Here is a 24,709-nt window from a genome sequence, read left to right as displayed (position 1 = left end):
GATGTCTTCCAAAGATAAAATCATTTTTGATCGGACATCAGATTGCTGTCCCAAGAATATCAAAAATAATCTTATCATAACAATGAAAATAAAACATGCCTTGAAATCAATTGGTGCTTAGCTGGTAGTTGCCTACTAGCTATTTACTCTGACTAAATCATCTGATGCCTGCATTAACTTTTTCCACAACACTGGATTTAAATCTGGATTATCATCGAGAAATTCATTTAGAATCCTATGAGCTTCTGGAGAGCTATAACGGCCTATGGTACTGTTCAGCCAGGCCTTTGGAAAGAATATATCCCCGGTCCTTTGCACTTCATCCAGTAAATCCAAACTTGCACGCAAGTGCTTTATTCCACTGTTCTGTCTCAAAGGATGGTGGATAAAAGACAATGCTGCACTTACCCAGGCTTCTTTTTCCCTATTGACAGCTTGGGCAAATCCCGCTGCCTTTGCATCTCTTTGATTTTCATCTGCTGACAAGGCTGATAAAAGAAATTCAAACCTCTCCAGCTTATCAGGGTTGATGATAGCATCTTTGGTGATTTTGATGATTTCTTCAGTCTTGGGGTGTTCAAATAGTATCAGCTTCATGGCTAATTCTGTATAATCATCCTCATTGAGATTCAAGTTGGGAATCACAGTTTCCTTACTCCATATTTTGTACAACTGTTCCTTGGCATCTTTACTGTAAGCTACTGAAGAATAAAGGCCAAAAAGGGTCTTTTTGATATTGGCGGGCAATTCGGTCTCCATTCTATTAAAAAGTACCTTTAACAATGCTGGTTGAACAGCATTTCTCTCTTCTTGGGAAAGATATGTCCAAAAAAGATTGCTGCACTGCCCACTGATATTTCTAATCAACAATTCATTCTGCTCCTGCTTTAATCCTTCTAGACGCACCGTTACAGCTCCTTCAGGATCTAAATTTCCATTAAGGGTATTTTCATAACTGTTGATATAAGCTTGCGCCCTGCTAACTTCATCCTTTAATTGTGGAATGAACTCCAACTCAACCTCACCAACAGGAAATACCCCGTAGCCAAAACCATCTGAATTATAAACAATAGCTTGAGGCTTTTTGGCTCCAATTGCTTCCTGTAATTGCACCTTACTGTTCCTCATATCCAGGGTGTAAACCTTTACATTATCATTATAAATAAGGCTAATATCAAAGACCTGGGGCCAAAAATGATCACTTCCATCTTCTGCATATTGGCTAATCTCAAAATCGGAAATCAAACCTTGTTCATCATAATTGATATTGTCCTTAAAAATGGGTCTTCCACTTTGGTTTACCCAAACTTCACTCCATTGATCAAGATCTATTGCTGTTCTCTTGTCCAGTATACCCACCAAATCTGCCCAGGTAGCATTTCCATATTGGAAGGTTTCCATATATGCTTTGATCCCTTCCTGAAAATCCTCCTGTCCAATAAGTGCTTCCAGTTGACGCATCATGATAGGCGCCTTATGATAGATGATATTGCCATAAAGGGTTCCCGAGTATTTCAAATTTTCCAGTGGCTGCTTGATCGGATTGGTACCTTGAGTTCTATCTTCAGCGTAGGCAGCAGGATAATGACTCACCAAAAACAATAAATCATGGTTAATATCAGGAAAAGAAGGATTAACAATTTTGTCAGCCATAAAATTGGCAAATACCTCTTTCAACCATACATCTTCAAACCAGTCCATGGTCACCAAATCCCCAAACCACATATGCCCAACCTCATGTGAAATTAGTTTTGCCCTTCCCAAAACTTGGCTCTTCGTAGCAGTTTCATCCAAAAATAGACTTGGTTCTTTATACTGAATGGCACCTACATGTTCCATTCCACCATACTGGAATATAGGAATAGCTGCAAAATCCAACTTCTGGAAAGGAAAGGGAAAGGCCGTATAATCCTCTAAGAAACTTATTGACTTTTGATGCAGCTCAAAAATCTGAGGAACAGATCCCTCCACTTTCTCAGGATCAGTCTCCCTGTAAAACAATTCCATGTCAAAGCTGCCCGGGTTTTCTTTTGCAGTATTGAATTTTCCTGCCACAAAGGAAAATAGGTAGGTGCTCATTTTATCGGTCTCCCCAAACTGATGCTGGATACTATTTCCTTTTTCAATTTGGCTAAGCTTTGGTGCCCCGCACATTACTTTCCAGTCCCTAGGAGCGGTGATGTTCAGCTGATAACTGGCCTTTATATTCGGTTGATCAAAACAAGGAAAAAGGGATCTTGCCCTATCAGGTACCAAAAGCGAATAGAGATATTCCTCATTCCTATTGAGTGAATTTTCTCCAGCGATAAATTCTATATGGACTTGATTGGCACCTTTATTCAGGTTTTCAGCTGGAATTTGGATATGTTCCAGTTGATGAATTATTGCCACACTGACTCCATTTACCTGGATACTTTTGAGATTTTCGGTGGCTGCACTAAAATCAAGAAAAATATCTTCCTTTTTCCCCAAGGCAAAACTCAGATCCAAAACAGCCGGAATTGGTTTATTTATCTCAGCAGGAATATCAAAATCCATGGTGTATTTGACCTCACTGATCAGCTCCTTTCTGGTTTCAGCAAGGTTTTTGGAAACACCATCCTCAAGTGTAAATTCTGAGTTTTGTGGTTCACAAGCCATAAGCAGAGACAGTAAACTTAATCCAACGCCAAATTTGGGAATAATAGGGTTCATATTTTGTGCAAAAATTAATATTGGAATAATCAATCCCGAACTTATAGAATTCCCTGAATTAATGCTTCACCGTCAATCAAAAACTTCGTGGAAACGGATCTTAACTTTATTCAAGGATGATTCTAATGATCAAATACAAGGTAAGTACCCCTGTATATGCTAAACTTTATGGATTATTTATTAATTTATACTATCCAATTCTCCTTAATATGAGAAAATTCCCCAATGCCCTTGTCATCATGCTGGGCTTTATTCTTTTTGTTAGTCTTTTGACCTATTTACTTCCCAAAGGAGCATATCAACGGATAGAAAACCCTGATCTCAATTATGTCACAGTAGTTCCTGACTCCTATAATGAAATTGAAGCTGCCCCCCTCAAGGTCGGGCAAATCCTCTTATCCATTCCTGAAGGTATTATTGGCAGGGCAGAATTAATAGCCCTGATTTTTTTATTGGGCGGAGCTTTTTATGTGGTGGATAAAACAGGGGCATTTAGAGATGGCATACATTATATGACCGAAAAACTTACGGGAAAAGAATCCAGTGCACTGGCAGTAATTTCTTTACTTTTCACCACCGGAGGAGCCCTCAATGGCCTTCAGGAAGAAATAATTGCCATGACTCCAGTATTGCTATTTTTCGCCCATCGGCTGGGATACAATACCCTCGTGGCTATAGGAATAAGTTATGGTTCGGCTGTGGTAGGTTCCTCCTTTAGCCCCATGAACCCATTTGCCGTCGGCATGGCCCAAAAGACGGCAGAATTACCCCTTTTCTCTGGAAGCATTTTCAGGATCATAATACTTATTTTGGCCTATATACTTTGGACAGGCCTGGTCATTCGTTATGCCAATAATAATAAAGTAGAAAAGCTAAAGGAAGAATCCAGAGAAAAGCATAAAATGAAAGCCAGGAATATTGCAATACTTATGCTTACTGCCCTGGCCTTTATTATAGTTATTTATGGGCTGCTAATATTAGATTGGGGCTTCAATGAAATGTCTGCTGAATTTTTTGCTTTGGGAATTATTGCTGGTCTTGTGGGTCGTTTGGGCTTCAATGGAACAGCAGAAGCCTATATTGAAGGATTTAAAGAAATGACTTTTGCGGCCATTATCATAGGTTTGGCCAATAGCATCACGCTAATTCTCAAACAAGGCATGATCATCGACACTATTATTTACGCGCTATTTACACCATTACAGTATTTGCCTAAAAGTGTAGCCGCCATTGCTATGATGGGGGCACAAGCACTTTTACATTTTCCAGTTCCCAGTTATTCAGCCCAGGCCATTATGACCATGCCCATTTTGGCACCACTTTCTGATCTTATCGGTATCTCCAGACAGGTCTGTATATTGGCCTACCAATATGGCGCTGTCATGATGGATATGATCATCCCAACCAATGGAGCGCTGATGGCCATTATCAGCGTAGCGGGGATCTCTTTTAATAAATGGTTGGGATTTGCCTTTAGGCTTACTTTGGTCATGCTGATCTTAGGAGCTGTGGCAGTGATGGTCGGGATATATATTGGGTATTAAAAAAATAAGGCCCGACACTAACTAATTTGACTTTTTGTCTTGCCAATCAGCGTCGAGGCCCCAAATAATATATGTCAACTAATCATTGACTGGAGTATGCTTCATCAGGTAGTTGGTCAGAAGCGTATACAAATGCCTTCTCGTGTTAGCTCCTTCGTAAATCCCATGAGAACGGTTCGGATAGGCCATCATGGTAAATTGCTTGTTTTGACGGATCAATTCGTTAACCAATAGTTCCTGGCTTTGATAATGCACATTATCATCATTGGTACCATGCACTAATAATAAATTCCCCTCCAAGCCCTTAGCATAAGTAATGGGTGAACCATTGAAGAAATCTTCTGGATTTTCTTGGAGCAATCCCATATAACGCTCTTGGTAAATATTATCATAAATTAACTGGAAAGATACACCAGCAACTGCCAAGCCTGTTTGGTATATATCGGGATATTTGAAGAGTAGATTTTGGGTCATGGAACCACCACCGCTCCAACCCCAAACAGCCACCCTTTCAGGGTCGATAAAGCCAAAAGTCTTAAAAACTTCTTTGGCTGCCTTGGCCTGATCATCGGCATTGATCACTCCCACTTTCCTATAAATGCTCTTTCTCCATTCACTGCCTTTCAAACATGGGGTCCCCCTATTATCCATGTCAATAATCACATATCCTTGCTGCGCCAACATGATATTCCAAAGACCAACAAAATTATCCGTGGCCACAGCTCCCCATGGCTCTCCATAAACATGGAATAACACTGGGTACTGCTTATTTGGATCGAAATCCACCGGCTTGATCATTCGGCCATCTATCTGTACTCCACCATCAATGTCCACTTGGAAAAATTCCACCTCTGGCAAATCCAAATTCCCAAGTTGCTCTTTATATTCCAAATTGCCTTCCAAGGTTCTTATCTCTTTATGCTTTTTCAAAGCAATTAAATGATAAGTATTTGGGGACATTGCCTCACTATGGCTTAAAATAGCATATTCACCATTTGGAGAGCAATTATAAATATTGATTCCAGTGAATGCTTCAGGGGTTAACCTACTGCTTTTTCCTTTGCCCTTTAAATCGGTTTTGTACAAATAACGCTGAGCAGTATTTTCGGGAGAAGCATGAAAATAGATTTCCTTATCGGTCATTCCTGCTATGCTGGCTACATCATAGTCAGTAGGTGTAAGCAAAGTCTTTTCCCCTGTCGTTAATGCTACTTTATAAATATGTCTCCAGCCATCATTCTCTGTCATGCGCAAAAAGGCTGAATTATCATCCACCAATTTGAGGTCATTTTCTTCCCAACCTCCTGCAGATACATCTGGATAATAAATGTCCACCCAAGTATCCTCTACTTCTTTATATATCTCCTTTAGCTCCTCAGCAATTATATCATACGTCCATACAGTCAACTTATTCTGATGTCTGTTCAGCTGTTGGATCAATAGCGTTTGCTCGTCTATCCATTGCATGCCGGGCAAATAATTTTGGACTGTGGATCCAGGAATAGGAACCCAACGGAGCTCATCTGTTACTAAATCCACCACGCCTATTTTCACCGAGGAAGGATCCTGCCCTACCTTAGGATACTGTAATGGAATTGGCTTGGAATAAATAGAATCTGTATTATTGATCATATAGAAAGTCCCCACCTTGGAAATATCAAAGTTCCAAAATGCCAATTGCTCTCCAGATGGGCTCCATCTAAATCCATCACGAGCCCCAAATTCTTCTTCATAGGCCCAATCAAAGGTTCCATTAATGATATCTTTGCCTCCTGAATTGGTCAACTGCGTAATTTCACCGGTTTCGAGATCCTCCACATAAAGGTCAAATTCATACACATAGGCTACTTTTGTCTGATCTTCGGAGAATTTAGCAAACATCAGCGAAGAAGCTGGAAACGCTTCGCCTAATTGCTCCAATTCATTAGTCGCCAAATCAAAAACCCAAAAATCCCCTTTGGTATTGACACGCCAAACCCTTGAAGAATTGGTAAAAATCAAGAGCTTGGATTTATCAGGACTAAAGCTAAAACTTTCTATTCCGATAGATTGATCAGAGCCTTGGGGCTTCAGTTTGGAAGACTCCACTATTATGCTTTTCTCTCCAGAATCAGTTCTATATTTGACAATTTCAGGATCGCCAGAAGCACCTATTTCCACTACTGCATAGGCCTCTCCATCATCCACCCACTGTAAGGCTGGTAATCCTTTTTGAACAAATTCTCCTGAATAAATGCGGTCTAAACTCAGCTGTGAATCTTGGGCAATTAGCATTTGTGGCAGTATAGTCATCAGCCATGCCATGATCAATAATCTCTTTTTCATTGGTTTGTTTGGTAATGGTTAAAAAGCAAAACAGGCCAATAATAAAAATAGCCAAATAAACCGGAAGGATCTAAGGGAAATCTTTTTTAGAAGAGCACTGGTCAATTATGTACAAGCTATGGGTAATTTGGTTTTATCCAAGGTGTATTCCTCCACCAATGGCCATTTAGGAAAGGGAAAAATGTCCATTCAAATAAAAAAGCAATTGCATTAATATTAGGCTGAATATGATTTTACAGCGCAATATAAATTATAGCTTAGGTACAGATTTATTTGATAAGCTTTTTGAATACCTTCTTATCTTCTCTTAAAATCTTATTGAGCCGATGGGAAAAACGAAGGAGTTTTGTCTTGTTCTTCTCCTGATTATCGGTCACTACATCTAAATTTTCAAAAATCTCGTCAGGTAGCTTATCAACGATTTTGTGAATTTCGGAATTAATTTCTTCTCTATCCATAAACACAAATATAACATTTTTCATATTAATAGTAAGCCAGCATCATATTTACCGAGTAGAAACATCAAAATATTGTTTTTAAAATAAAACTACAACTAAATATTATTCCTTATAAATAACATAAAACCATATTTAATATATTTCAAAATCAATATAATATTAAATGAAATATTTATTAATTTTCATATATTATATTAAACAAAACATATAAATAATATAATATAACCTTCCAATAAATACAATTTCAATAGTAAATCAACTGAGGGTTCAAAGTATTCTTGGGCTTATAAAAAATGTAGAAAGCCTAGATACCAAAAGGCTTTCCAAAATTATATTTTATTGCCCGTTCCAGTCAAATTTGGCTTTTATGGGAGAAAAAAAGCGTGAAATCTATCCCAAATATTGCCAAAAAGGATTGCAGCAAAAGACACAAATTTGACACCAAAAACGCAAAAAGGACTGTAGGCTTACAATAAATATCTTGGCGTTCTTTGGAAGAAATAATAAAGTGTCCGATCCAAAATAAGACCAGACACTTTATGAGTTAATTCAAATTCCTTATCATTTGTCTCCTTCTTGAGGAATCTTAGGTATTTCCTTTTTGACTGGATTGCCATCTGTATCGATTTCTACAATCTGATCAAAACCTAAAGTTTCCAGCTTGTCCATGATTTTTTCCTTATCTCCTACCACAAACCAATTGATATTCTCTGGCTGTACAACTTGCTCACTGACTTTCTTCACATCCGTAAGATCCAAGCTTCTTACATTGGCATCATACTTTTGATAATAATCCTCAGGAAGATTGTACTTCACCATATTGTACAATGAGCTGTTTACAGCAGCATTGGTTTCCCATTGTCCGGGTAAGGCCAGTACTTGGTTATTTTTAACTTTTTCCAATTCCTCCTCGGTAGCTGGTTTATCGCCAATAAATTGTGTCAATTCCTTCTTCAATTCTTGGATGGATTCGGCTGATTTATCTGTTTGCACTGGTGCATAGACCAAAAAAGGACGCTCATGCTCTGCATTCATCACCAAACCAAAGGCGCCATATGCCCAATGCTTATCTTCTCTCAAATTCATATTGATTCGGGAAGTAAATTCACCGCCCAAAATATTGATCATCTGCTCACGGGCAATTTCAGAAATGTCCCCATATTTATCTATCAAGTTTCCAGCAATAATCACAGACTGCTGGGATTCTGGCCTGTCCATCAAATACAGTGTATTTTTGGTATTAGTTTCAGGTTTCTTAAAGCTTATGCTCGGTATATCTCCTTTCTTCCAACTTTTGAAAGCAGTTTCCAATTTTGATTTCAGCTCTGCCATTTCCACATCACCAGTAATCACCAATGTTGCATTATTCGGTTTGATCCAAGTCTGATAAAAGTTCACCATATCCTCCCTGCTTAATTCAGCAACGGTATTCTCATATCCTGTTCCTGTATAAGGATTACTATATGGGTGGTTTTCTCCATAAAGGTATCTGTTCATCACCCGTAAGGCCATAGGCACTGGTTGGGATTTTTCACGTTTGATATTATTCAGCTGTTCTTGCTTCAAACGCTCAAACTCTTTCTCTGCAAAAGCCGGATTAAGCACTACATCTGCAAAAAGATCCAAGCTTTCATCCAATGTGGGCTTTAAAGTCGTCATACTGACAGAGGAAATATCCGTATCAGATCCTGTATTTAAGCTGGCACCAAGCATTTGTAGTTTTTCACTGATCTCCAAAGTCCCCATATCTTTAGTTCCCTCATCCATAAGATTCATGGCCAATGAAGCAGTACCAGCTTTGGACAAATAATCTGACTTATATCCGGCGTCAAACATTAAATTCATGGCTACAGTCGGAACTCCTTTGCGCTGTGCTAAAATTACTTTCATCCCATTGGAAAGCGTTGCTTTTTGTAAATCAGGAAACTTAGAGCTTTTTGCCGCTCCCAAAGGAGGCAATGATGAGCGATCCACTGAGCCCTCACTAACTGTATAATCAGGAAAAGGATTACATACCAACACATGCTTACCCTGATTCAGCCATTCTTGCGCGGTCGCCTTTAAATCCGCTACTGTAGCTTCTTCCACATATTGCAATACCGTTTTGTAATAAGACGCATCTCCAAAATAGGTTTCATTGGAAGCCAAAATATCCGAAATCCCTCCAAATCCACCAATTCGCTCCATTCCTTTAATAAAATTGGCAAAATAAGCTGCCTTTACACGCTTAAGTTCTGCTTCTGTCGGACCTTCATCCACCAACCTTTCTATTTCCTCCATCATGATTTTTCTGACTCCCTGTACATCCTCACCCGGCCTTACATTGGCATAAGTGATAAATCGGCTAGCAATTTCTGAAGAGGCTTGGAAAGCTTGAACCTGACTGGCCAATTGATCTTCATAAACCAACCTTTTGTACAATCTACTGCTCTTACCACTACTCAGTAAGGCCGCAATCAAATCAAAATGAATGTCCTCCCTATCCCCAAACTGTGGGGTATTCCATGCAAAAAGCACCCTACTTTCTGGTACACGGTCTTCATAAACCTGATAGGAATCCCTGGCATGTACGGGAATATTTACTTCTTGTCGCTCCACCGTTTGACCGGCTGGGATATCACCAAAGTATTTCAACACCCTTTGATAAACATCATCCGGATCAATATCACCTGCGATGGCTATCACAGCATTGGCAGCACCATAGTAGGATTTGAACCATTCATGCACATCATCAACGGTGGCCGCATTTAAATCTTCCATTTCTCCAATGACCGTCCAAGAATATGGATGTCCTTTAGGATACATGGCTTTGGTAACATAATCCCACTGCATCCCATAAGGTTGATTTTCGCCTTGTCTTTTTTCATTCTGCACCACTCCCCTTTGCTCATCCAACACTTCCTGATCGATAACGCCCAATAAATGTCCCATTCTGTCAGACTCTAAAAAGAGGACTTGATCCAAAGCCGCTACAGGCACATTTTGGAAATAATTGGTACGATCAGTATTGGTCGTTCCATTTACATCTGTCCCGCCTATCCTTTCTATGGCCTGAAAGTAATCATCGTCAAAATTTTCAGAGCCATTGAACATCAGGTGCTCAAATAAGTGGGCAAAGCCACTCTTTCCGGGTTTTTCATTTTTGGAGCCTACATGGTACCAAACATTGACCGCCACAATAGGGGCCTTATGATCTTCATGTACCAAAAGTCGCAATCCATTTGGCAGTACATACCGTTCATACTCGATATTGATATCTTCGGATCTAAAGGTTTGGGCTAAGGTAGTCGCCATACAGCCTATCATAACTAATAGGGTAAAAACTGATTTTTTCATAATAGAAAAGCGTTTAGGTTCATACTGGCATAGGTGTACCTAATATAAAAAATAAGCGGTTTGCTTTCTCTCTTTTGCTCAATAAAAAGTACCTTAGTAAGCTATAAGTTGAATAGAAACCCAATTTTATGGATATGAAATGGATGAAACAGCTGCCTGTAGCAGCTTTACTGCTTTGCAGTTTATCTGCAAATGCCCAACTTTTTCCTCATGATGCAACATTTAACAGACAAGACACTTTAAGAGGTTCTATTACCCAAGAAAGGGCCTGGTGGGATCTACAGCATTATTTATTGGATATCAAAGTCAATCCTGAGAAACAATCCATCTCCGGAACCAATACCATGACCTATCAAGTCAAAGGAGAGAAAAAAAGACTTCAAATTGATCTCCAGCCTCCCATGAAGCTGAACAAAGCCATTCAGAATGGAGAAGAACTTGAAATAGAACATGATGGTAATGCTCATTATATCAGTTTACAAACTAAGCAATCCATAGGGGAAAGTTATGAAATTACCTTTCACTTTTCTGGGAGTCCTGTAGTAGCTGTAAGACCTCCATGGGATGGAGGACTCACTTGGCAAAAAGACAGTAATGGCTTGCCATTTATTGCCAATGCCAATCAAGGTATAGGCTCCAGCGTCTGGTGGCCAAATAAAGACCATCCTGCCGATGAGCCAGACAATGGCGCCATCATAAGAGTAGAAGTACCTGAAAAACTAATGGATGTTTCCAATGGTCACCTGATCAAGACCGAGCGCAACAGAAAAGCCAATACAAAAACCTACACTTGGGAAGTCAAAAACCCAATAAATAATTACGGCATCAATATCAATATCGGTGATTATGTTCATTTCTCTGAAAAGTACCAAGGAGAAAAAGGTGAACTGGATATGGACTATTATGTCCTGCGTGAAAATCTCGCAAAGGCTAAAAAACAATTCAAGGATGCTGTTCGCATGATGGAAGCCTTCGAACACTGGTTTGGCCCGTATCCCTTTTATGAAGATGGGTATAAACTAGTGGAAGCCCCTTACTTGGGAATGGAGCACCAAAGCTCAGTAACCTATGGAAATGGCTATGAAAATGGCTATTTGGGCCGTGATCTAAGTGGTACTGGCTGGGGCTTGAAGTTTGACTTTATTATTATTCATGAATCCGGTCATGAATGGTTTGCCAATAATATCACCAATAGGGATGTGGCTGATATGTGGGTGCATGAAGGCTTCACCGCTTACTCCGAAAGTCTGTTTTTGGATTACTTCTATGGTACAGAAGCTGCCAGTGATTATGTTTTAGGAACACGCATGGCCATCAATAATGATCGACCTATTATCGGAAAATATGGGGTTAACTATGAAGGATCAGGGGATATGTACTATAAAGGGGCCAACCTATTACACACTATCCGCCAAATCGTTAATGACGATGAAAAATGGCGAGGAATACTAAGAGGGCTTAATGAGAAATTCTATCATAGTACGGTTACCAGCAGTCAGGTGGAGAGCTATATTAGCGAAAATGTCAGCATTGACCTAAGTACCGTTTTTGACCAATACTTGAGAGATACAAAAATCCCTGTATTCAGCTATACAGTTAAAGATGGCACTTTGGCTTACCGCTGGGAAAATACAGTCGATGGTTTTAATATGCCTGTTAAAATCTGGATTGATGGCAAGGAAAAATGGTTAAAACCAACAACCGAATGGAAATCCCTTCAACTTACATCCACGCAAATAAGCCTAAAAGTGGACCGCAATTTTTATGTAGCCAGCATGGATATTTTGGGAAAATAAGGTTCCTTCCGAACATAAAAAAGCCCTGCAACTATGAGAATGTTACAGGGCTTTTTTCCTTTCTTACATCATTGGTTTAAAATATTTCTTCTTGCCCAAATTGCGAAAATCTACTGCAAGCCTTAATTGGCGCTATTTAATATTTAGTAAGAAGCTGAAATTAAGTGTTCGAGGAAAAAAAACATTTGTATTCATTACAAGCTTTATAAAGGATGTTTCTTTTTATTCTATAGGCACCCGTCGCGGACTTGATCAATAAAAGCCTATTCAGCAATCAAGACCATTTTGAAAATAACTGGCCAAGAATGCTCACCGCTTCCTTCGCTGCTCTCTCAGGAACCAGAGCAGAGTCCGATATTCCTGAAACCACCCTTGAAATATTATGGTCCACCTCCCCTTTATTATACCAGACTCCAGATGGAGCAGTTGTAAGATAAACTGAAAAATTATGGTGGCCAGATCCAGGTCTTTCTCCGATTATATGCAGGATGCTTTTACAGGAATTCGGTTCGTTATCATCTCCAAACAATAATTCACCACAAGCATAACCTGCGCGAACCCGGCCATGACGGATGACAATATTTTCATCTGAAATACTATATCCCTCACGCTCCAAAGTACTTTTTAACATTCCCAAGAATGTCTCTAAATGTCCTTCGTCCATTAAAGCCCTTGCATTGAGACCATCCGATATCACCAGCTGAACATTAGGAGCCTTTCCCTTCCAATTTGATTTTACTTTTCTTAGGCTTTTTATTGCTTCCTTGCTTAGCTGCTCACCTGATTCTGGATGATAGACATAGTCTTTTCTATCTAAAGATTGGGTAAGGATAGGCACTGCAGACGGAATTCCCTTGACGAAACTCTCTGGCATCTCTGTCCATAAACTTACCTTTGCATCCTCATATAGTTCATCCACCTGTTTGGACAACTGTGGTTCCAAGTCCCATATATTCTCTCCATAGCCTTCAGCAATAGGCACTCCTCTTTCTCGAATGGCCACAATTTTTCGCTTGCCATCAGCAAAGATTTCTTCGCGACTTCTTAGATCTCCCTTTGCCAAGCAATATTGATAATATACCCAAGTAGGGTCACCAAAGTGAACAGTAGGTTTATTGTCACTTCCAATGACACCTATTCTTTTAAAGAAATCCCACATGGCATCATTGACTTTATAGCCAAATTGCTCTCGGACTTTGACATGATTGTTAAAGCCAGTGGTCAAGTAGCTGAGCATTGGGTCATTTTTGGTTGGCAAAGCCATCAAATAAGCAGGGTTGGCAGGCATGATATGCTCTATACACCAATCCAAATCATCCAAGTTCACATCCATATGCAAAGTCGAGCAAACATCCAGTCCGATACACAGGCCATGTAATTTGCCCATCAAGGTATCCTCCAAACAGCATCTTACTAGCTGTTCCTTGGTTTTAAAAACTTCAGGACCAATAAAACCGGCCACATCATTTACATGTACCCAAGGAATTTGATCTTTGGTTTTTCCTTCCTCCATTTTTGCCTTTAAGGCCCGAATAAATCCATACTTCCTGGATTCATGCAAGACCATATCAAAACCTTCACCATGTCCATTGGTAAAATCTGCCCCTTGACCAGTCTCAGCATAAAGTCCATATTGCCCATCACGCTTGGCCAGATGGTCCATCATTTTATCTATGCTCACATCAAAGGTCTTATTGGCATTCACGGTTCCTGCCAAACTCTGAAACCAGATTCCAGTAGTTCCAGGCTGTTTATCTTCTACTGCAGCTTGCACATCTATATGTGAAAGCACACAATTGGGCATGGTACTTTCCAAGCCAAAGGTGGTCAAAATATCAAAAAGCGCTGCCTCTATTTTTGCCACAGATTCCACCTCAGAGGAAACGGGGTTCGTTCCCAATACCAAATCCCCCACTCCATAAGACCATGCATCAAAGACCTGCCAGATGATATCTTCCGGATTATCGGTGGGTGAATTGGGCTGGACCCTTGCACTCATATATCCTTTACTGCCAATTTTACTATTGGGCAATGGATTGAAAACTTTTTGGCTAACCTGGATCAATTCTCCATTGCTCATGAGTTTAGCCACACTGCCAATCACATCGCTGCTTAGCCCTGGCATGATCTCTTTTATTGCCCTTTCATCATTCTCCAACAAAAAATCCTTGAGCTCAGCCATCGTCCAATTATCCAGCTCACTTCTCTTTACTGAATCAGTGGTATCCATAATCAGATCAAACTGATCATCTTGATAAATTACATGCTTATTGATTTCTCCCAGTTTAGTATTAGCCAATAAGGTTCTGGCATGATCACGGGAAACTTGATCTTTGGCAGCTATGCCCAAGGTTTGGTCACCTTCTTTGAACTCATTGGCCGAGCCAAGCAATTGCCTGTGAAGGTCTAAATTATACTTTCCCGATTTTCTATTGATATAACTAAAAAGATCTTCACCATCCAAGGGAGCTGAAATATCCAAAGGTTTTAAACTAGGTTTTCCTTCCCTATTAAGAATAGTAAATCCACTAAATAATAGCATGGAAGATCCTAATATGCCCGATTGTATCAAAAATTCTTTTCTGTTCATGACACTAATGTTTGTAAATAAGGTGGGTATAATAGCAGGTATTTTAGGCTTAAATAAATGAACTATCCATTCAATTATTCTCTTTTCAGTCAAATAATTTAGCAAATTCAATCCTAATTACATAGAATCACAAAAAGTAAGTATAAAAAAATACCCTGAATAGAAATAAATCTATTCAGGGTAAATAACCATTGTTTCGTCTCCATTTTGCTAGTAAGCCGACTCTACAATTTTCTTAACATCCTCCGGTGAAATATCCTTATGTTCTCCAAGTCCAAGCCAACCTCGATCAGTAAACCTCGCCGCAATTTCTTGGGCAGTTTTATCATAATCATCTATATAAGCAGAAAGCTTAGTTTCAATTCCTAAGGAATGGAAAAACTCATCTGTTTTCTGAATTCCTGCTTTAGCTTTTTCCTCTTCACTTCCTTGGACGACTCCCCAAACTCTTTCTGCATACTGGGCAAGCTTTGCCTTTTTCTTTTCAAAATTGTACTGGTAATGACTGGAGGTAAGGATAGCCAAAGTTCTGGCATGATCAATCCCATAAAGGGCTGTCAACTCATGTCCCATAGCGTGAATGGCCCAGTCAGTGGGTACTCCTTTTTGGATCAAACCATTCAAAGCCAAATTACAGCACCACATAAAATTGGAAGCAGCCTCATAATCAGATGGATCTTCCAGTACTTTAGGGGCTACTTCAATCAAGGTTTGTAAAATTCCTTCTGCAAAACGATCCTGTAAAAATCCGCCGGCTGGATAGGTCATATATTGTTCCAATACATGAGTAAATGCATCGGCAAGGCCATTGGCAATTTGCCTTTCTGGCAGGGATTTTACGACCGTTGGATCCAAAATTGAAAACTGCGGAAATAAGGCTGGCCCGCCCATACTTAATTTCTCTTTGGTGGCTTTATTGGAAATAACGGAACCCGAATTGGACTCGGAACCAGTTGCAGGAATAGTTAAAACCGTCCCAAAGGGCAAGCCTTTTTCTGTCCTGATTTTCTTGGCCAAAATATCCCATGGTTCCTCTCCTTCATAAAGGGCGGCTGAAGAAAGAAATTTGGTAGCATCGATTACCGATCCACCTCCTACAGCCAGCATATAGGTAATATTTTCTTTTTTAATTATCTCCAAAGCCTCCAACAGACCAGCATATTCTGGATTGGCTGGAATTCCACCAAACTCGATTAGCTCATAATCCTTTAAGGTTTCTTTTACTGATTTGTAAATTCCATTCTTCTTAATACTACCACCTCCATAGGTCATCAATATCTTCGCTCCAGAAGGAATTTCCTCAGCAAGCTTTTGCATTTGCCCTTTTCCAAAAATAATTTTTGTGGGGTTTTTAAACTCAAAATTTTGCATATCAGTTACTTATATATTTTTAGTAATTATATCTCTAATCAATACTCTTTTTTTGTGCATATTTAGAACAATCATAAAATTGTTTAGTTCAGGGAAATCGAACCTAGATACACAAATCCTGATCTAACTCAATAAGTTGGCGAAGAATACCTGCCTTGCCTAATCATAAACAATAAATATAAAAAAGTCCCGCGTCTAAGACAGCGGGACAATATTTCTAAGCTCAAATCTCAAGGCTTTCTATGCTTTACTCAAAATAAGCGTACTTTCCTTTTGAGATCATATCATCGGCTATTTGCCTTCTTAGCTCCTTGGTATTATACGGTTCCATTTTGGTGAAGCGTTTTAGCCCCATCAACATCACTTTTTGCTCATCTCCTGAAGTAAAAGCTGCAATGGCTTCTTTGCCTGCTGATTGTATCTTATTGACTGCCTCGGTTAAGTAAACTTGCACCATAGCAATTTGCTGCTTGCATGCCTCTTCCCCTTTCAAGCCAACTCTCTTCTCTGTCCTCAGCAAAGCAGATTCTACAGCATATATTTCAATCATGATATCTGCTAGGTTCATCATGATCTCCTGCTCTTCTTCGATCTTATCCTGCAAAACCATTGCAGCCTTGCCCCCTATCATCAAAAATACTTTCTTCAATTTTTTCAGGACTTCCTTCTCAACTGCAAATAACTCCGAAGTATCTATAGTTGCAAATGATGGCACAGAAGTCAATTCCTCAGAAACAGCCTTGGCTGGATCAAAAAGATTGATTTCTCCCTTCATGGCCCGCTTCAAAAGCATGCCCACCATCAACATCCTGTTGATTTCATTGGTGCCTTCATATATTCTGGATATCCTAGCATCCCTATAAGCACGTTCCATAGGTGCATCCGCTGAATACCCCATCCCTCCATAAATCTGCACACCTTGGTCCACCACATAATCCAAAACTTCTGAACCATGAATTTTGGAAATGGCGCATTCCATAGCAAACTGCTCGACTCCTTTCAATTTGGCTTTATTGACATCCATTCCCTCAGCAATCAAGGCATCAATACGGTCTTCAATATTCTGTCCCAAGCGATATGAAAGGGATTCGCTAACATAGGTCTTGGCTGCCATTTCCGCCAATTTTGCTTTTATGGCACCAAAAGTATTGATGGATACGCCAAATTGCTTTCTTTCGGAAGAGTAAGTCAGGGCATTTTTTAGCACTAGCCTGCAACCACCCAAAACACCTGCTCCCAATTTAACCCTGCCTATATTCAGGATATTTACAGCGATCTTAAATCCGTTTTGTCGCTCGGAAAGCATATTTTCAACAGGCACCTTGCAATCATTGAAAAATACTTGACGGGTAGAAGACCCCTTGATTCCCATCTTTTTCTCCTCCTCGTTCATGGTAATTCCACCAAAATCTTTTTCAATGATAAAAGCTGTAAGATTCTTATCATCCTCTATTTTGGCAAAGACGATAAACAGGTCGGCAAATCCTCCATTGGAGATCCACATCTTTTGCCCATTGAGCAAATAATGCTTGCCATCTTCGGTGAGGGTAGCTTTGGTCTTTCCACTATTGGCATCCGATCCAGCATCTGGCTCTGTCAAACAGTAACAAGCCGCCCATTCACCAGTGGCCAACTTGGGCAGGTATTTTTCCTTTTGTTCCTCGGTGCCATAAAATAGGATCGGCAAAGTACCGATACCCGTATGTGCCCCATAAGTGGTAGAAAATGATCCTGCAGCACCCATTATATCTGCTATCAACATGGAAGTATTGAAACTCATACCCAATCCTTGGTAAGCTTCCGGAACAGAAATGCCCAGCAAGCCCAATTCACCGGCCTTTTTAAGAATGCCCGGTACCAATTCAGGATCTTTCATACTGTCGATCTCTTCTACCTTGCTTAAGATCTCCGTATCGATAAAATCCTGGCAAGCCTGCGCCATCATGCGCTGCTCCTCTGAAAATTCCGCAGGAATAAATATGTCCTTGGCTTCCGTTTCCCTAATCAAAAACTCCCCGCCGTTGATGGTATTTTTCTTTGTTGTTTCCATGTTATTTTAGATTTTAGATATAAGACTTTAGACACTAGACTTAAACTAGCCTTCAAATTTGAGAATCAGTGTATAAAGCATCTTTTGCAGTTCATTGATTTCTTCTGAAAGTGTATCAAAATCATTTTTTTCAATAAATTCGAGTTCCTTTGCTACAATTAGTTGCGTTTCTAACTCACAAATAGATCCGTGCGAAACAGCTAAAAATTGAGCAAACTCCCTATCACTTTTTCTACCAGCCCCCTCTGATATATTGGAAGGGACTGAAATAGCACATCTTCTAATTTGAGATGTTAAACCAAACTTTTCTTCGGAAGGAAAAAATCTAGAAACCCTATAAATCTCTACTGTCAATTTAATTGACCTTTGCCATACTTTAAACTCTTTATAGTTATGCATAACACAATTGTTTTTGTTAAAAAATAATGTATCAACTTTGAAAATTTAATCTCAAATCTATTGTCTCAAGTCTAGTGTCTATTTCAACAATTCAACCACTCCTGCTACGCCTTGGCCGCCTCCTACGCAGGCAGTGACCATGCCGTATTTTTGTTTTCTTCTGCGAAGTTCATTGATCATCTGGACGGTTAACTTGGCTCCTGTACATCCTAGAGGGTGTCCCAGCGCAACAGCTCCTCCATTTACATTAACCATCTCGGGATCCATATCCAGAGAGCGGATTACTGCCAAAGCCTGTGCTGCAAAGGCTTCGTTTAGCTCCACCAAACTGATATCATTCAAGCTAAGCCCTGCCTGCTTAAGCGCTTTTGGTACTGCCTCCTTCGGTCCAATGCCCATGATTCTGGGGTCCACCCCTGCTACTGAATAGCTTGCCAATCTGGCCACAGGTTCCAAATTCAATTCTTTAACCATCCTTTCTGACATCACCAAGGCAAAGGATGCCCCATCAGATGTTTGCGAGGAGTTTCCGGCTGTCACCTGCCCTCCCTGTTTAAAAGCAGGTTTCAGTTTGGACAATACATCCATATTGGTTCCAGGCCTTGGCCCTTCATCAGTATCTACCGTATAGGTTCTTTTTTTCCTTTTGCCGGATTCATCGACATAGGTTTCTTCCACTTGTATAGGGACAATTTCATCTTTAAATCTCCCCTCCTTAATCGCACTAATGGCCCTTTCATGTGAGCTTACTGCAAATTGATCTGAATCTTCCCGAGAGATATCATAGTCTTTGGCCAGCTCTTCTGCTGTTAAGCCCATACTGAGATAATAATCCGGCTGTTCCTGGGCAATTTTCCAGTTAAGGGAAGTTTTATAGCCCATCATAGGCACCATGGACATGGACTCTGTTCCACCTGCAATGATGCAATCTGCCATTCCAGATTTGATTTTGGCAGTAGCCAGGGCAATCGCCTCCAGGCCTGATCCACAATAGCGGTTGATGATGAAACCAGGCACCACCTTTCCCAAAGCCATCAGGGAAATCATCCTTCCCATTTGCATGCCCTGTTCTGCTTCAGGTACTGCATTTCCTACGATCAGGTCCTCTACCCTACTTGGTTCCAGTCCCGGTGTCTGGGCCAATAAATGTTTGATCACATCCGTGGCCAGATCATCCGGCCTATAAAAGCGGAAACCACCTTTCTTGGCCTTTCCCACTGCTGTTCTATATCCGTTTACTATATAAGCTTCCATGTTGTTTTGTTTTAAAATTTCATTTGTTTTTAAAGAACAAAGAATCAAGATGAAAGAATCAAGATTGGGATGCTATCTTCGACTTGAGCCCATTGATCATTCTCTGAATTTCTACCAGATCATTTTCAAGTAACTCAGCATCTTTCTCTGATATTAATCCAACTCTTTTACTTATTTCTAGTTGCGTTTCAAGCTCATAACTCTCCCCTAAACTTGTCTCCAAGGAATTGCAAAAGACTTTCTTGGATGATTTGGCACTACCCTCTGCAATATTAGAGGGCACCGAAACACTGGCCCTTCTCATTTGAGACACTATTCCATACTTTTCCTCGTTAGGAAATTCCTTCGTGGTGAAGTAAACTTTTACAGCCAAATCCACCGACTTTTGCCAAGCAATGAGATTTCTAAAATTGTGCATATCAATAATTTTTTTGAGTTAAAAAATAATCATGTCATTCTTCTTTCTTCTTGGCTCTTTATTCTAGCTATTCATGATACTAGCGACTTGATACTGCTTGCTAATTCCTAAGTGGTTTACCTTTAAACAAAATGCTATGGATTCTTTCCAATGTCTTTTGCTCCCCGGTAAGGCTGAGGAAGGCCTCTCTTTCCAAGTCCAATAAATACTGTTCACTAACTTCTGTTTCTTGTGATAGGTCTCCACCACTCATTACCCAAGCTAGCTTTCTTGCAATCTTGGCATCATGGTCAGAGATATAGGATCCGTAGAGCATTCCCGTAATTCCTGCTTCGAAATAGGCCAGTGAAGTTTTACCCAATACCTTGATATTGCTTTGCTGCAAGGGTTGGGTATATCCTTCATCGTAGAGCTCTGTCACCTTAGCCTTAGCTTCAGCCAATTGTCTTTTTCTATTCAGCGTAATACCATCTTTGTCTTGCAAATACCCGAGTCCTCTTGCTTCCTCCGCTGAAGTAGAAACTTTGGCTGTCGCGATATTCATAAAGACTTCCTGCAATCTGTTCAGCTCAACATCTCCATTATGGATGCTGTTGGAGAATCGCAAGGTCATCTCCTTGGTGCCACCACCGCCAGGAATCACACCTACTCCAAATTCCACCAAGCCCATGTACAATTCAGCATGTGCCTGCACTGCGTCCGCATGAAGGGACATTTCACAGCCACCCCCCAAAGCCATATTATGTGGAGCAACCACTACAGGGATTGAACTGTAGCGTACTCGCATCATGGTCTTTTGGAATTGGGCGATCATGAGGTTGATTTCATCAAAGTCCTGGTCTCCAGCGTACATAAAGATCATGGCCAAATTGGCTCCTGCCGAGAAATTGGCTCCTTCATTTCCGATGACCAATCCCTTATATTCTTTTTCTGCCATCGAAATGGCCGTGTTGATTCCTTCAACTACCTCAGCTCCCAGGGAATTCATTTTTGTATGGAATTCTAGGCCAAGTACTCCATCCCCCATATCATAAATGGTAGAACCTGAATTTTCCCATACTTTTTTATTTCCAGCCTTCAAGGTGTCTAGCAAGATAAATTCCTGCTGTCCTGGAATATCTTTGTATGACTTTGATGGGATATCATAGTATTGTCTTGTCCCATTCTCTACTTTGTAAAAGCTGCCATGGCCAGCCTCGATCATCTCATAAACCCAGTCTGCTGGTTGCTGATCTGCGGCTTCCATTTTTTTGACAGTCTCCTGTACTCCGACAATATCCCAGTTTTCGAACGGGCCATATTCCCAACCAAAACCTGCACACACTGCTTGGTCTATACGATATAATTCATCAGCAATTTCAGGAATCCTGAAAGAGCAATACCTGAATAGGTCAAAGAAAGTAGCTCTATAAAATTCACCAGCCCTATCATCAAAGTTCAACAGGTACTTAATTCGCTTTTTCAGATCCTGAATATCCTTGGATCCTTCAAAGGCTTTGAATTTGGGCTTTTCTACGGGTTTATATTCAAGGGTCTCAAAATCCAATTCTTTTAATTCTTTCCTTCCATCCTTATGTCGGATCATATGGAAGAAACCTTGCCCGGTTTTATCTCCCAGCCATTTTTTTTCTGATAAAAACTGAACCACCTTGGGCAACTTAAACTGGTCCTTGGATTCGTCATGCTGCAGGGCTTTATGAAGATTATTCGCCACATTCACCATGGTATCAAGGCCCACCACATCCATGGTTCGGAATGTCGCTGATTTTGCTCTACCAATTACTGTCCCAGTAAGCTTATCCACCTCGGATACACCTAATCCCATTTTTTCAATGGTATGCATACTAGACATAATGGCATATACACCTATTCTATTGGCAATAAATGCAGGAGTATCCTTACATAAAACCGTTTCTTTGCCAAGAAACCTGTCTCCATAGCCCATTAAAAAATCAATGATTTCAGGATTGGTTTTGGGGCCTGGAATGATTTCCAATAAGCGCAAATACCTAGGTGGATTGAAGAAGTGTGTTCCACAGAAATTGGTTTGGAAATCCTCACTTCTTCCCTGGCAGAGCATCTGCATGGGAATGCCCGAAGTATTGGAAGTGATCAATGTTCCCGGTTTACGATGAAGCTCCACTTTTTCATAGAGTGATTGCTTGATATCCAATCGCTCTACCACCACTTCTATCACCCAATCATAATCCTTGATTTTAGGAAGGTCATCCTCAAAGTTTCCAGTTTGAATCCTTGAGACAAAGGATTGATCATAGATGGGAGAAGGCTTGGATTTCAGACTTTTTTGCAAAGCCTCATTGACCAGTCTGTTGCGAACAGATTGGTCTTCTAACGTAAGCCCTTTTTTGACCTCGGCTTCATCGGGTTCTTTGGGCAAAATATCCAGCAGTAATACCTTCACACCAATATTGGCAAAGTGACAGGCAATCCTGGATCCCATTACTCCGGAACCTAAAATAGCTACTTTTTTAATGCTTCTTTTCATATAAGATATGTTCTTTTGAAATTGGCCCTAAATATTATTTGGGCTGATCATTTCTGATTGTTGTTCTTCTATAACTTGATTGATTTTCTGAAATACACGGAAGAAATCTTCAAGATCCTTTTCACTGATCACATTCCGTATGGATCTATTGAATTCTTGGATAGTATCTATGGATATTTCTTTTTTCCGTCTACCCTCAGGGGTCAAAAAAATACGGACCGATCGCTTATCAATGGGGTCAGGCTTTCGGTAAATCAAGCCTCTTTCCTCCATGGATTTGAGCATTCTGGTAAGACTTCTGGATTCTAACCCCATCAATGGGGCTATCTTGGTGGCAGGGGTGCCTTCATTAGCATTAATATTGATCAATACAAAACCAATGGAAGTGGTCAAACCTTCTTCTGCTCCTTTCTGATTATACATCCGGGAGATGGCATGCCAAGCAGTCTTTATATAAAAGTCTACGGTTTCCTCGGGTTTCATTGTATAGGTCTATCTGTTACTGATCTAACGTAATATAAGAAAAACTTTGTATGCATGCATACTATTTATAACGAAAAAGTTTTACAAATAGATAGTTATAAGGCTTGGGAGATTGCCAGTGGTTTGCTTTCCCAATTTTAGAAAAGCTCATTTCAACAACACAATCTTGCAGGACAAACAAGTTCAATGCTCCCAGCTACTTTTGGTTGCTGGGCCCATACAAGCTCTGAATTGGGAAAATTCCTTTTACATTGAATAGAAATATCCGACCTATATATAAAGGCTGAACGTCCAAGGAATAAATTATTAATTTAAAAATTTTGAAGTGATTTATCATGCATTTCAGCTGGTATTAAATGTGAAGTTCACTTCCAGTATTTTTTTATTTTAGATGAAAATAACATAAATCACTAGATTCTTACAAAGAGTAAACTGCTGTTTCAGGTTTATTTTTCATCAGTTAAAACATCAATTACCACAATATAATTTTTTTAGTAAAACATGTTTAAATATTATTTTTTCAGAACTTCTGTGCTTAACAATAAAATCTCCCCTAAAACTAGCTTAGGAATTTAACTGAATTGAGCTACAAAATTATGCCGAAAGGATTTATGCATCATTGATACTACCAAGGATTATTTAACGGACTTGAATTTATCGTTAAAGAAAAGCATTTGGTAGGCTATTGCATTCTTCCAATATTCACCATTATGGGCCCCAGGTCTACTGATAAAATCATGCGGAATATTTCTTTCTTCCAACTTTTCATGCAAGCGTACATTGGCTTCATAGAAAAAGTCAGCAGTACCACAGTCAATGATTATATTCAAACTTTTTCCATCTAGGAGATGTACCAAATTAATAACCGTATTCTTTTCCCAGATAGCAGGATTTTCGGCATAAGTTCCTAATCTTTTGGAGATATCCCAGTTCCTGGGAAATGGCCTGATATCAACGCCACCGCTGGTACTTCCTGCATTTCCAAAAATATCCTGATGCCTAAATCCCAAATACAAGCCTCCATGACCTCCCATACTCAAGCCAGTAATGGCCCTAAATTCTCTCTGCTGCTTCGTGGCATAATGATCATCTACCCATCCGACCAATTCAGTACTGACATACGATTCATACTGCATTTGAGGGTCAATGGGGCTGTCAAAATACCAGCTGGTTCTTCCACCATCTGGACAAACAATAATCATGTCATAACGGTCTGCATATAGTTGCAGATCCGCAATTCCTGACCAAGAGGTAAAATCCCCTCCGGCACCATGCAATAAATAAAGGGTTGGATAACTTTCTGAAGTCTTATAATCTTCTGGTGTAATGATCAGATTGGAAATTGTTTTGTCCATTGTTTTGCTATGGACTTTGATCGTATCTGTTTTGGAAAAAGTGAGGTTATTTACGCCGAATAGAACGATTAACAATAGGAATATTCTTTTCATTTTGATATAGAATTATTATTTGAGTTTATGTAAAAAT

The 24,709-nt window shown here is 39.9% G+C and carries 15 protein-coding genes; 2 read left to right on the top strand and 13 right to left on the bottom strand.

The window, feature by feature from the left end; translation table 11 throughout:
• Positions 1–135 precede the first annotated feature (135 nt).
• Positions 136–2,694 (bottom strand): M1 family metallopeptidase, encoded by a 2,559-nt coding sequence (locus tag KZP23_RS06145; protein ID WP_226335219.1) that lies wholly within the window; start codon positions 2,692–2,694, stop codon positions 136–138.
• 209 nt (positions 2,695–2,903) lie between these two features.
• Here KZP23_RS06145 and KZP23_RS06140 point away from each other — a divergent pair, with 209 nt between their 5' ends.
• The gene (locus KZP23_RS06140) at positions 2,904–4,238 is read left to right on the top strand and encodes a YfcC family protein (RefSeq protein ID WP_226335218.1); all 1,335 of its coding nucleotides are present in this window, start codon (positions 2,904–2,906) and stop codon (positions 4,236–4,238) included.
• Positions 4,239–4,316: 78 nt separating this feature from the next.
• Here KZP23_RS06140 and KZP23_RS06135 read toward each other — a convergent pair whose 3' ends face one another.
• The 3 genes from KZP23_RS06135 to KZP23_RS06125 all read right to left on the bottom strand — a co-directional run bounded on the left by KZP23_RS06135 (position 4,317) and on the right by KZP23_RS06125 (position 10,357).
• The gene (locus tag KZP23_RS06135) at positions 4,317–6,563 is read right to left on the bottom strand and encodes a S9 family peptidase (RefSeq protein ID WP_226335217.1); all 2,247 of its coding nucleotides are present in this window, start codon (positions 6,561–6,563) and stop codon (positions 4,317–4,319) included.
• Between the two features lie 269 nt (positions 6,564–6,832).
• On the bottom strand, positions 6,833–7,045 hold the full coding sequence (locus KZP23_RS06130; RefSeq protein ID WP_226335216.1) for a hypothetical protein: 213 nt from the start codon (positions 7,043–7,045) through the stop codon (positions 6,833–6,835).
• Between the two features lie 537 nt (positions 7,046–7,582).
• Complete coding sequence (locus tag KZP23_RS06125) at positions 7,583–10,357, bottom strand: M16 family metallopeptidase (RefSeq protein ID WP_226335215.1); 2,775 nt, start codon at positions 10,355–10,357, stop codon at positions 7,583–7,585.
• Between the two features lie 143 nt (positions 10,358–10,500).
• On the opposite strand from KZP23_RS06125, the gene KZP23_RS06120 reads away from it, so the two are divergent.
• Positions 10,501–12,153 (top strand): M1 family metallopeptidase, encoded by a 1,653-nt coding sequence (locus tag KZP23_RS06120; RefSeq protein WP_394370978.1) that lies wholly within the window; start codon positions 10,501–10,503, stop codon positions 12,151–12,153.
• A gap of 274 nt (positions 12,154–12,427) precedes the next feature.
• Here KZP23_RS06120 and eutB read toward each other — a convergent pair whose 3' ends face one another.
• The 9 genes from eutB to KZP23_RS06075 form a co-directional block, all read right to left on the bottom strand.
• On the bottom strand, positions 12,428–14,743 hold the full coding sequence (gene eutB, locus KZP23_RS06115; protein ID WP_226335213.1) for an ethanolamine ammonia-lyase subunit EutB: 2,316 nt from the start codon (positions 14,741–14,743) through the stop codon (positions 12,428–12,430).
• A 210-nt stretch (positions 14,744–14,953) separates the two neighbouring features.
• Positions 14,954–16,114: an iron-containing alcohol dehydrogenase gene (locus KZP23_RS06110; protein WP_226335212.1), complete on the bottom strand. Its 1,161-nt coding sequence runs from the start codon at positions 16,112–16,114 to the stop codon at positions 14,954–14,956.
• 247 nt (positions 16,115–16,361) lie between these two features.
• Entirely contained in the window at positions 16,362–18,164 is a 1,803-nt protein-coding gene (locus KZP23_RS06105) for an acyl-CoA dehydrogenase family protein (RefSeq protein WP_226335211.1), read from the bottom strand.
• A 45-nt stretch (positions 18,165–18,209) separates the two neighbouring features.
• Complete coding sequence (locus KZP23_RS06100) at positions 18,210–18,563, bottom strand: four helix bundle protein (RefSeq protein WP_226335210.1); 354 nt, start codon at positions 18,561–18,563, stop codon at positions 18,210–18,212.
• A 78-nt stretch (positions 18,564–18,641) separates the two neighbouring features.
• Positions 18,642–19,817, bottom strand: coding sequence for an acetyl-CoA C-acyltransferase (locus KZP23_RS06095; RefSeq protein ID WP_226335209.1), 1,176 nt, complete (start codon positions 19,815–19,817; stop codon positions 18,642–18,644).
• A gap of 58 nt (positions 19,818–19,875) precedes the next feature.
• The gene (locus tag KZP23_RS06090) at positions 19,876–20,235 is read right to left on the bottom strand and encodes a four helix bundle protein (protein ID WP_226335208.1); all 360 of its coding nucleotides are present in this window, start codon (positions 20,233–20,235) and stop codon (positions 19,876–19,878) included.
• 100 nt (positions 20,236–20,335) lie between these two features.
• Positions 20,336–22,741, bottom strand: coding sequence for a 3-hydroxyacyl-CoA dehydrogenase/enoyl-CoA hydratase family protein (locus KZP23_RS06085; RefSeq protein ID WP_226335207.1), 2,406 nt, complete (start codon positions 22,739–22,741; stop codon positions 20,336–20,338).
• A 27-nt stretch (positions 22,742–22,768) separates the two neighbouring features.
• A complete protein-coding gene (locus KZP23_RS06080) occupies positions 22,769–23,224 on the bottom strand; it encodes a MarR family winged helix-turn-helix transcriptional regulator (protein ID WP_226335206.1) in 456 nt (151 codons plus the stop codon).
• 635 nt (positions 23,225–23,859) lie between these two features.
• Positions 23,860–24,672, bottom strand: a complete 813-nt coding sequence (locus tag KZP23_RS06075; RefSeq protein WP_226335205.1) for an alpha/beta hydrolase — start codon at positions 24,670–24,672, stop codon at positions 23,860–23,862.
• Positions 24,673–24,709 lie beyond the last annotated feature (37 nt).

It is taken from the genome of Echinicola marina (assembly GCF_020463795.1).
Classification (GTDB): Bacteria; Bacteroidota; Bacteroidia; order Cytophagales; family Cyclobacteriaceae; genus Echinicola; species Echinicola marina.
Note: the sequence above shows the minus strand (reverse complement) of the source record. Positions and strands in the feature narration are given on the sequence as shown.

Bases quoted from the DNA above. Each gene is read 5' to 3' on its own strand.
- KZP23_RS06090 (WP_226335208.1), bottom strand. From the start codon at position 20,235: ATGCACAATTTTAGAAATCTCATTGCTTGGCAAAAGTCGGTGGATTTG.
- KZP23_RS06105 (WP_226335211.1), bottom strand. From the start codon at position 18,164: ATGGAAACAACAAAGAAAAATACCATCAACGGCGGGGAGTTTTTGATT.
- KZP23_RS06095 (WP_226335209.1), bottom strand. From the start codon at position 19,817: ATGGAAGCTTATATAGTAAACGGATATAGAACAGCAGTGGGAAAGGCC.
- KZP23_RS06075 (WP_226335205.1), bottom strand. From the start codon at position 24,672: ATGAAAAGAATATTCCTATTGTTAATCGTTCTATTCGGCGTAAATAAC.
- KZP23_RS06125 (WP_226335215.1), bottom strand. From the start codon at position 10,357: ATGAAAAAATCAGTTTTTACCCTATTAGTTATGATAGGCTGTATGGCG.
- KZP23_RS06135 (WP_226335217.1), bottom strand. From the start codon at position 6,563: ATGAAAAAGAGATTATTGATCATGGCATGGCTGATGACTATACTGCCA.
- eutB (WP_226335213.1), bottom strand. From the start codon at position 14,743: ATGAACAGAAAAGAATTTTTGATACAATCGGGCATATTAGGATCTTCC.
- KZP23_RS06120 (WP_394370978.1), top strand. From the start codon at position 10,501: ATGAAACAGCTGCCTGTAGCAGCTTTACTGCTTTGCAGTTTATCTGCA.
- KZP23_RS06130 (WP_226335216.1), bottom strand. From the start codon at position 7,045: ATGAAAAATGTTATATTTGTGTTTATGGATAGAGAAGAAATTAATTCC.
- KZP23_RS06085 (WP_226335207.1), bottom strand. From the start codon at position 22,741: ATGAAAAGAAGCATTAAAAAAGTAGCTATTTTAGGTTCCGGAGTAATG.
- KZP23_RS06140 (WP_226335218.1), top strand. From the start codon at position 2,904: ATGAGAAAATTCCCCAATGCCCTTGTCATCATGCTGGGCTTTATTCTT.
- KZP23_RS06145 (WP_226335219.1), bottom strand. From the start codon at position 2,694: ATGAACCCTATTATTCCCAAATTTGGCGTTGGATTAAGTTTACTGTCT.
- KZP23_RS06100 (WP_226335210.1), bottom strand. From the start codon at position 18,563: ATGCATAACTATAAAGAGTTTAAAGTATGGCAAAGGTCAATTAAATTG.
- KZP23_RS06110 (WP_226335212.1), bottom strand. From the start codon at position 16,114: ATGCAAAATTTTGAGTTTAAAAACCCCACAAAAATTATTTTTGGAAAA.
- KZP23_RS06080 (WP_226335206.1), bottom strand. From the start codon at position 23,224: ATGAAACCCGAGGAAACCGTAGACTTTTATATAAAGACTGCTTGGCAT.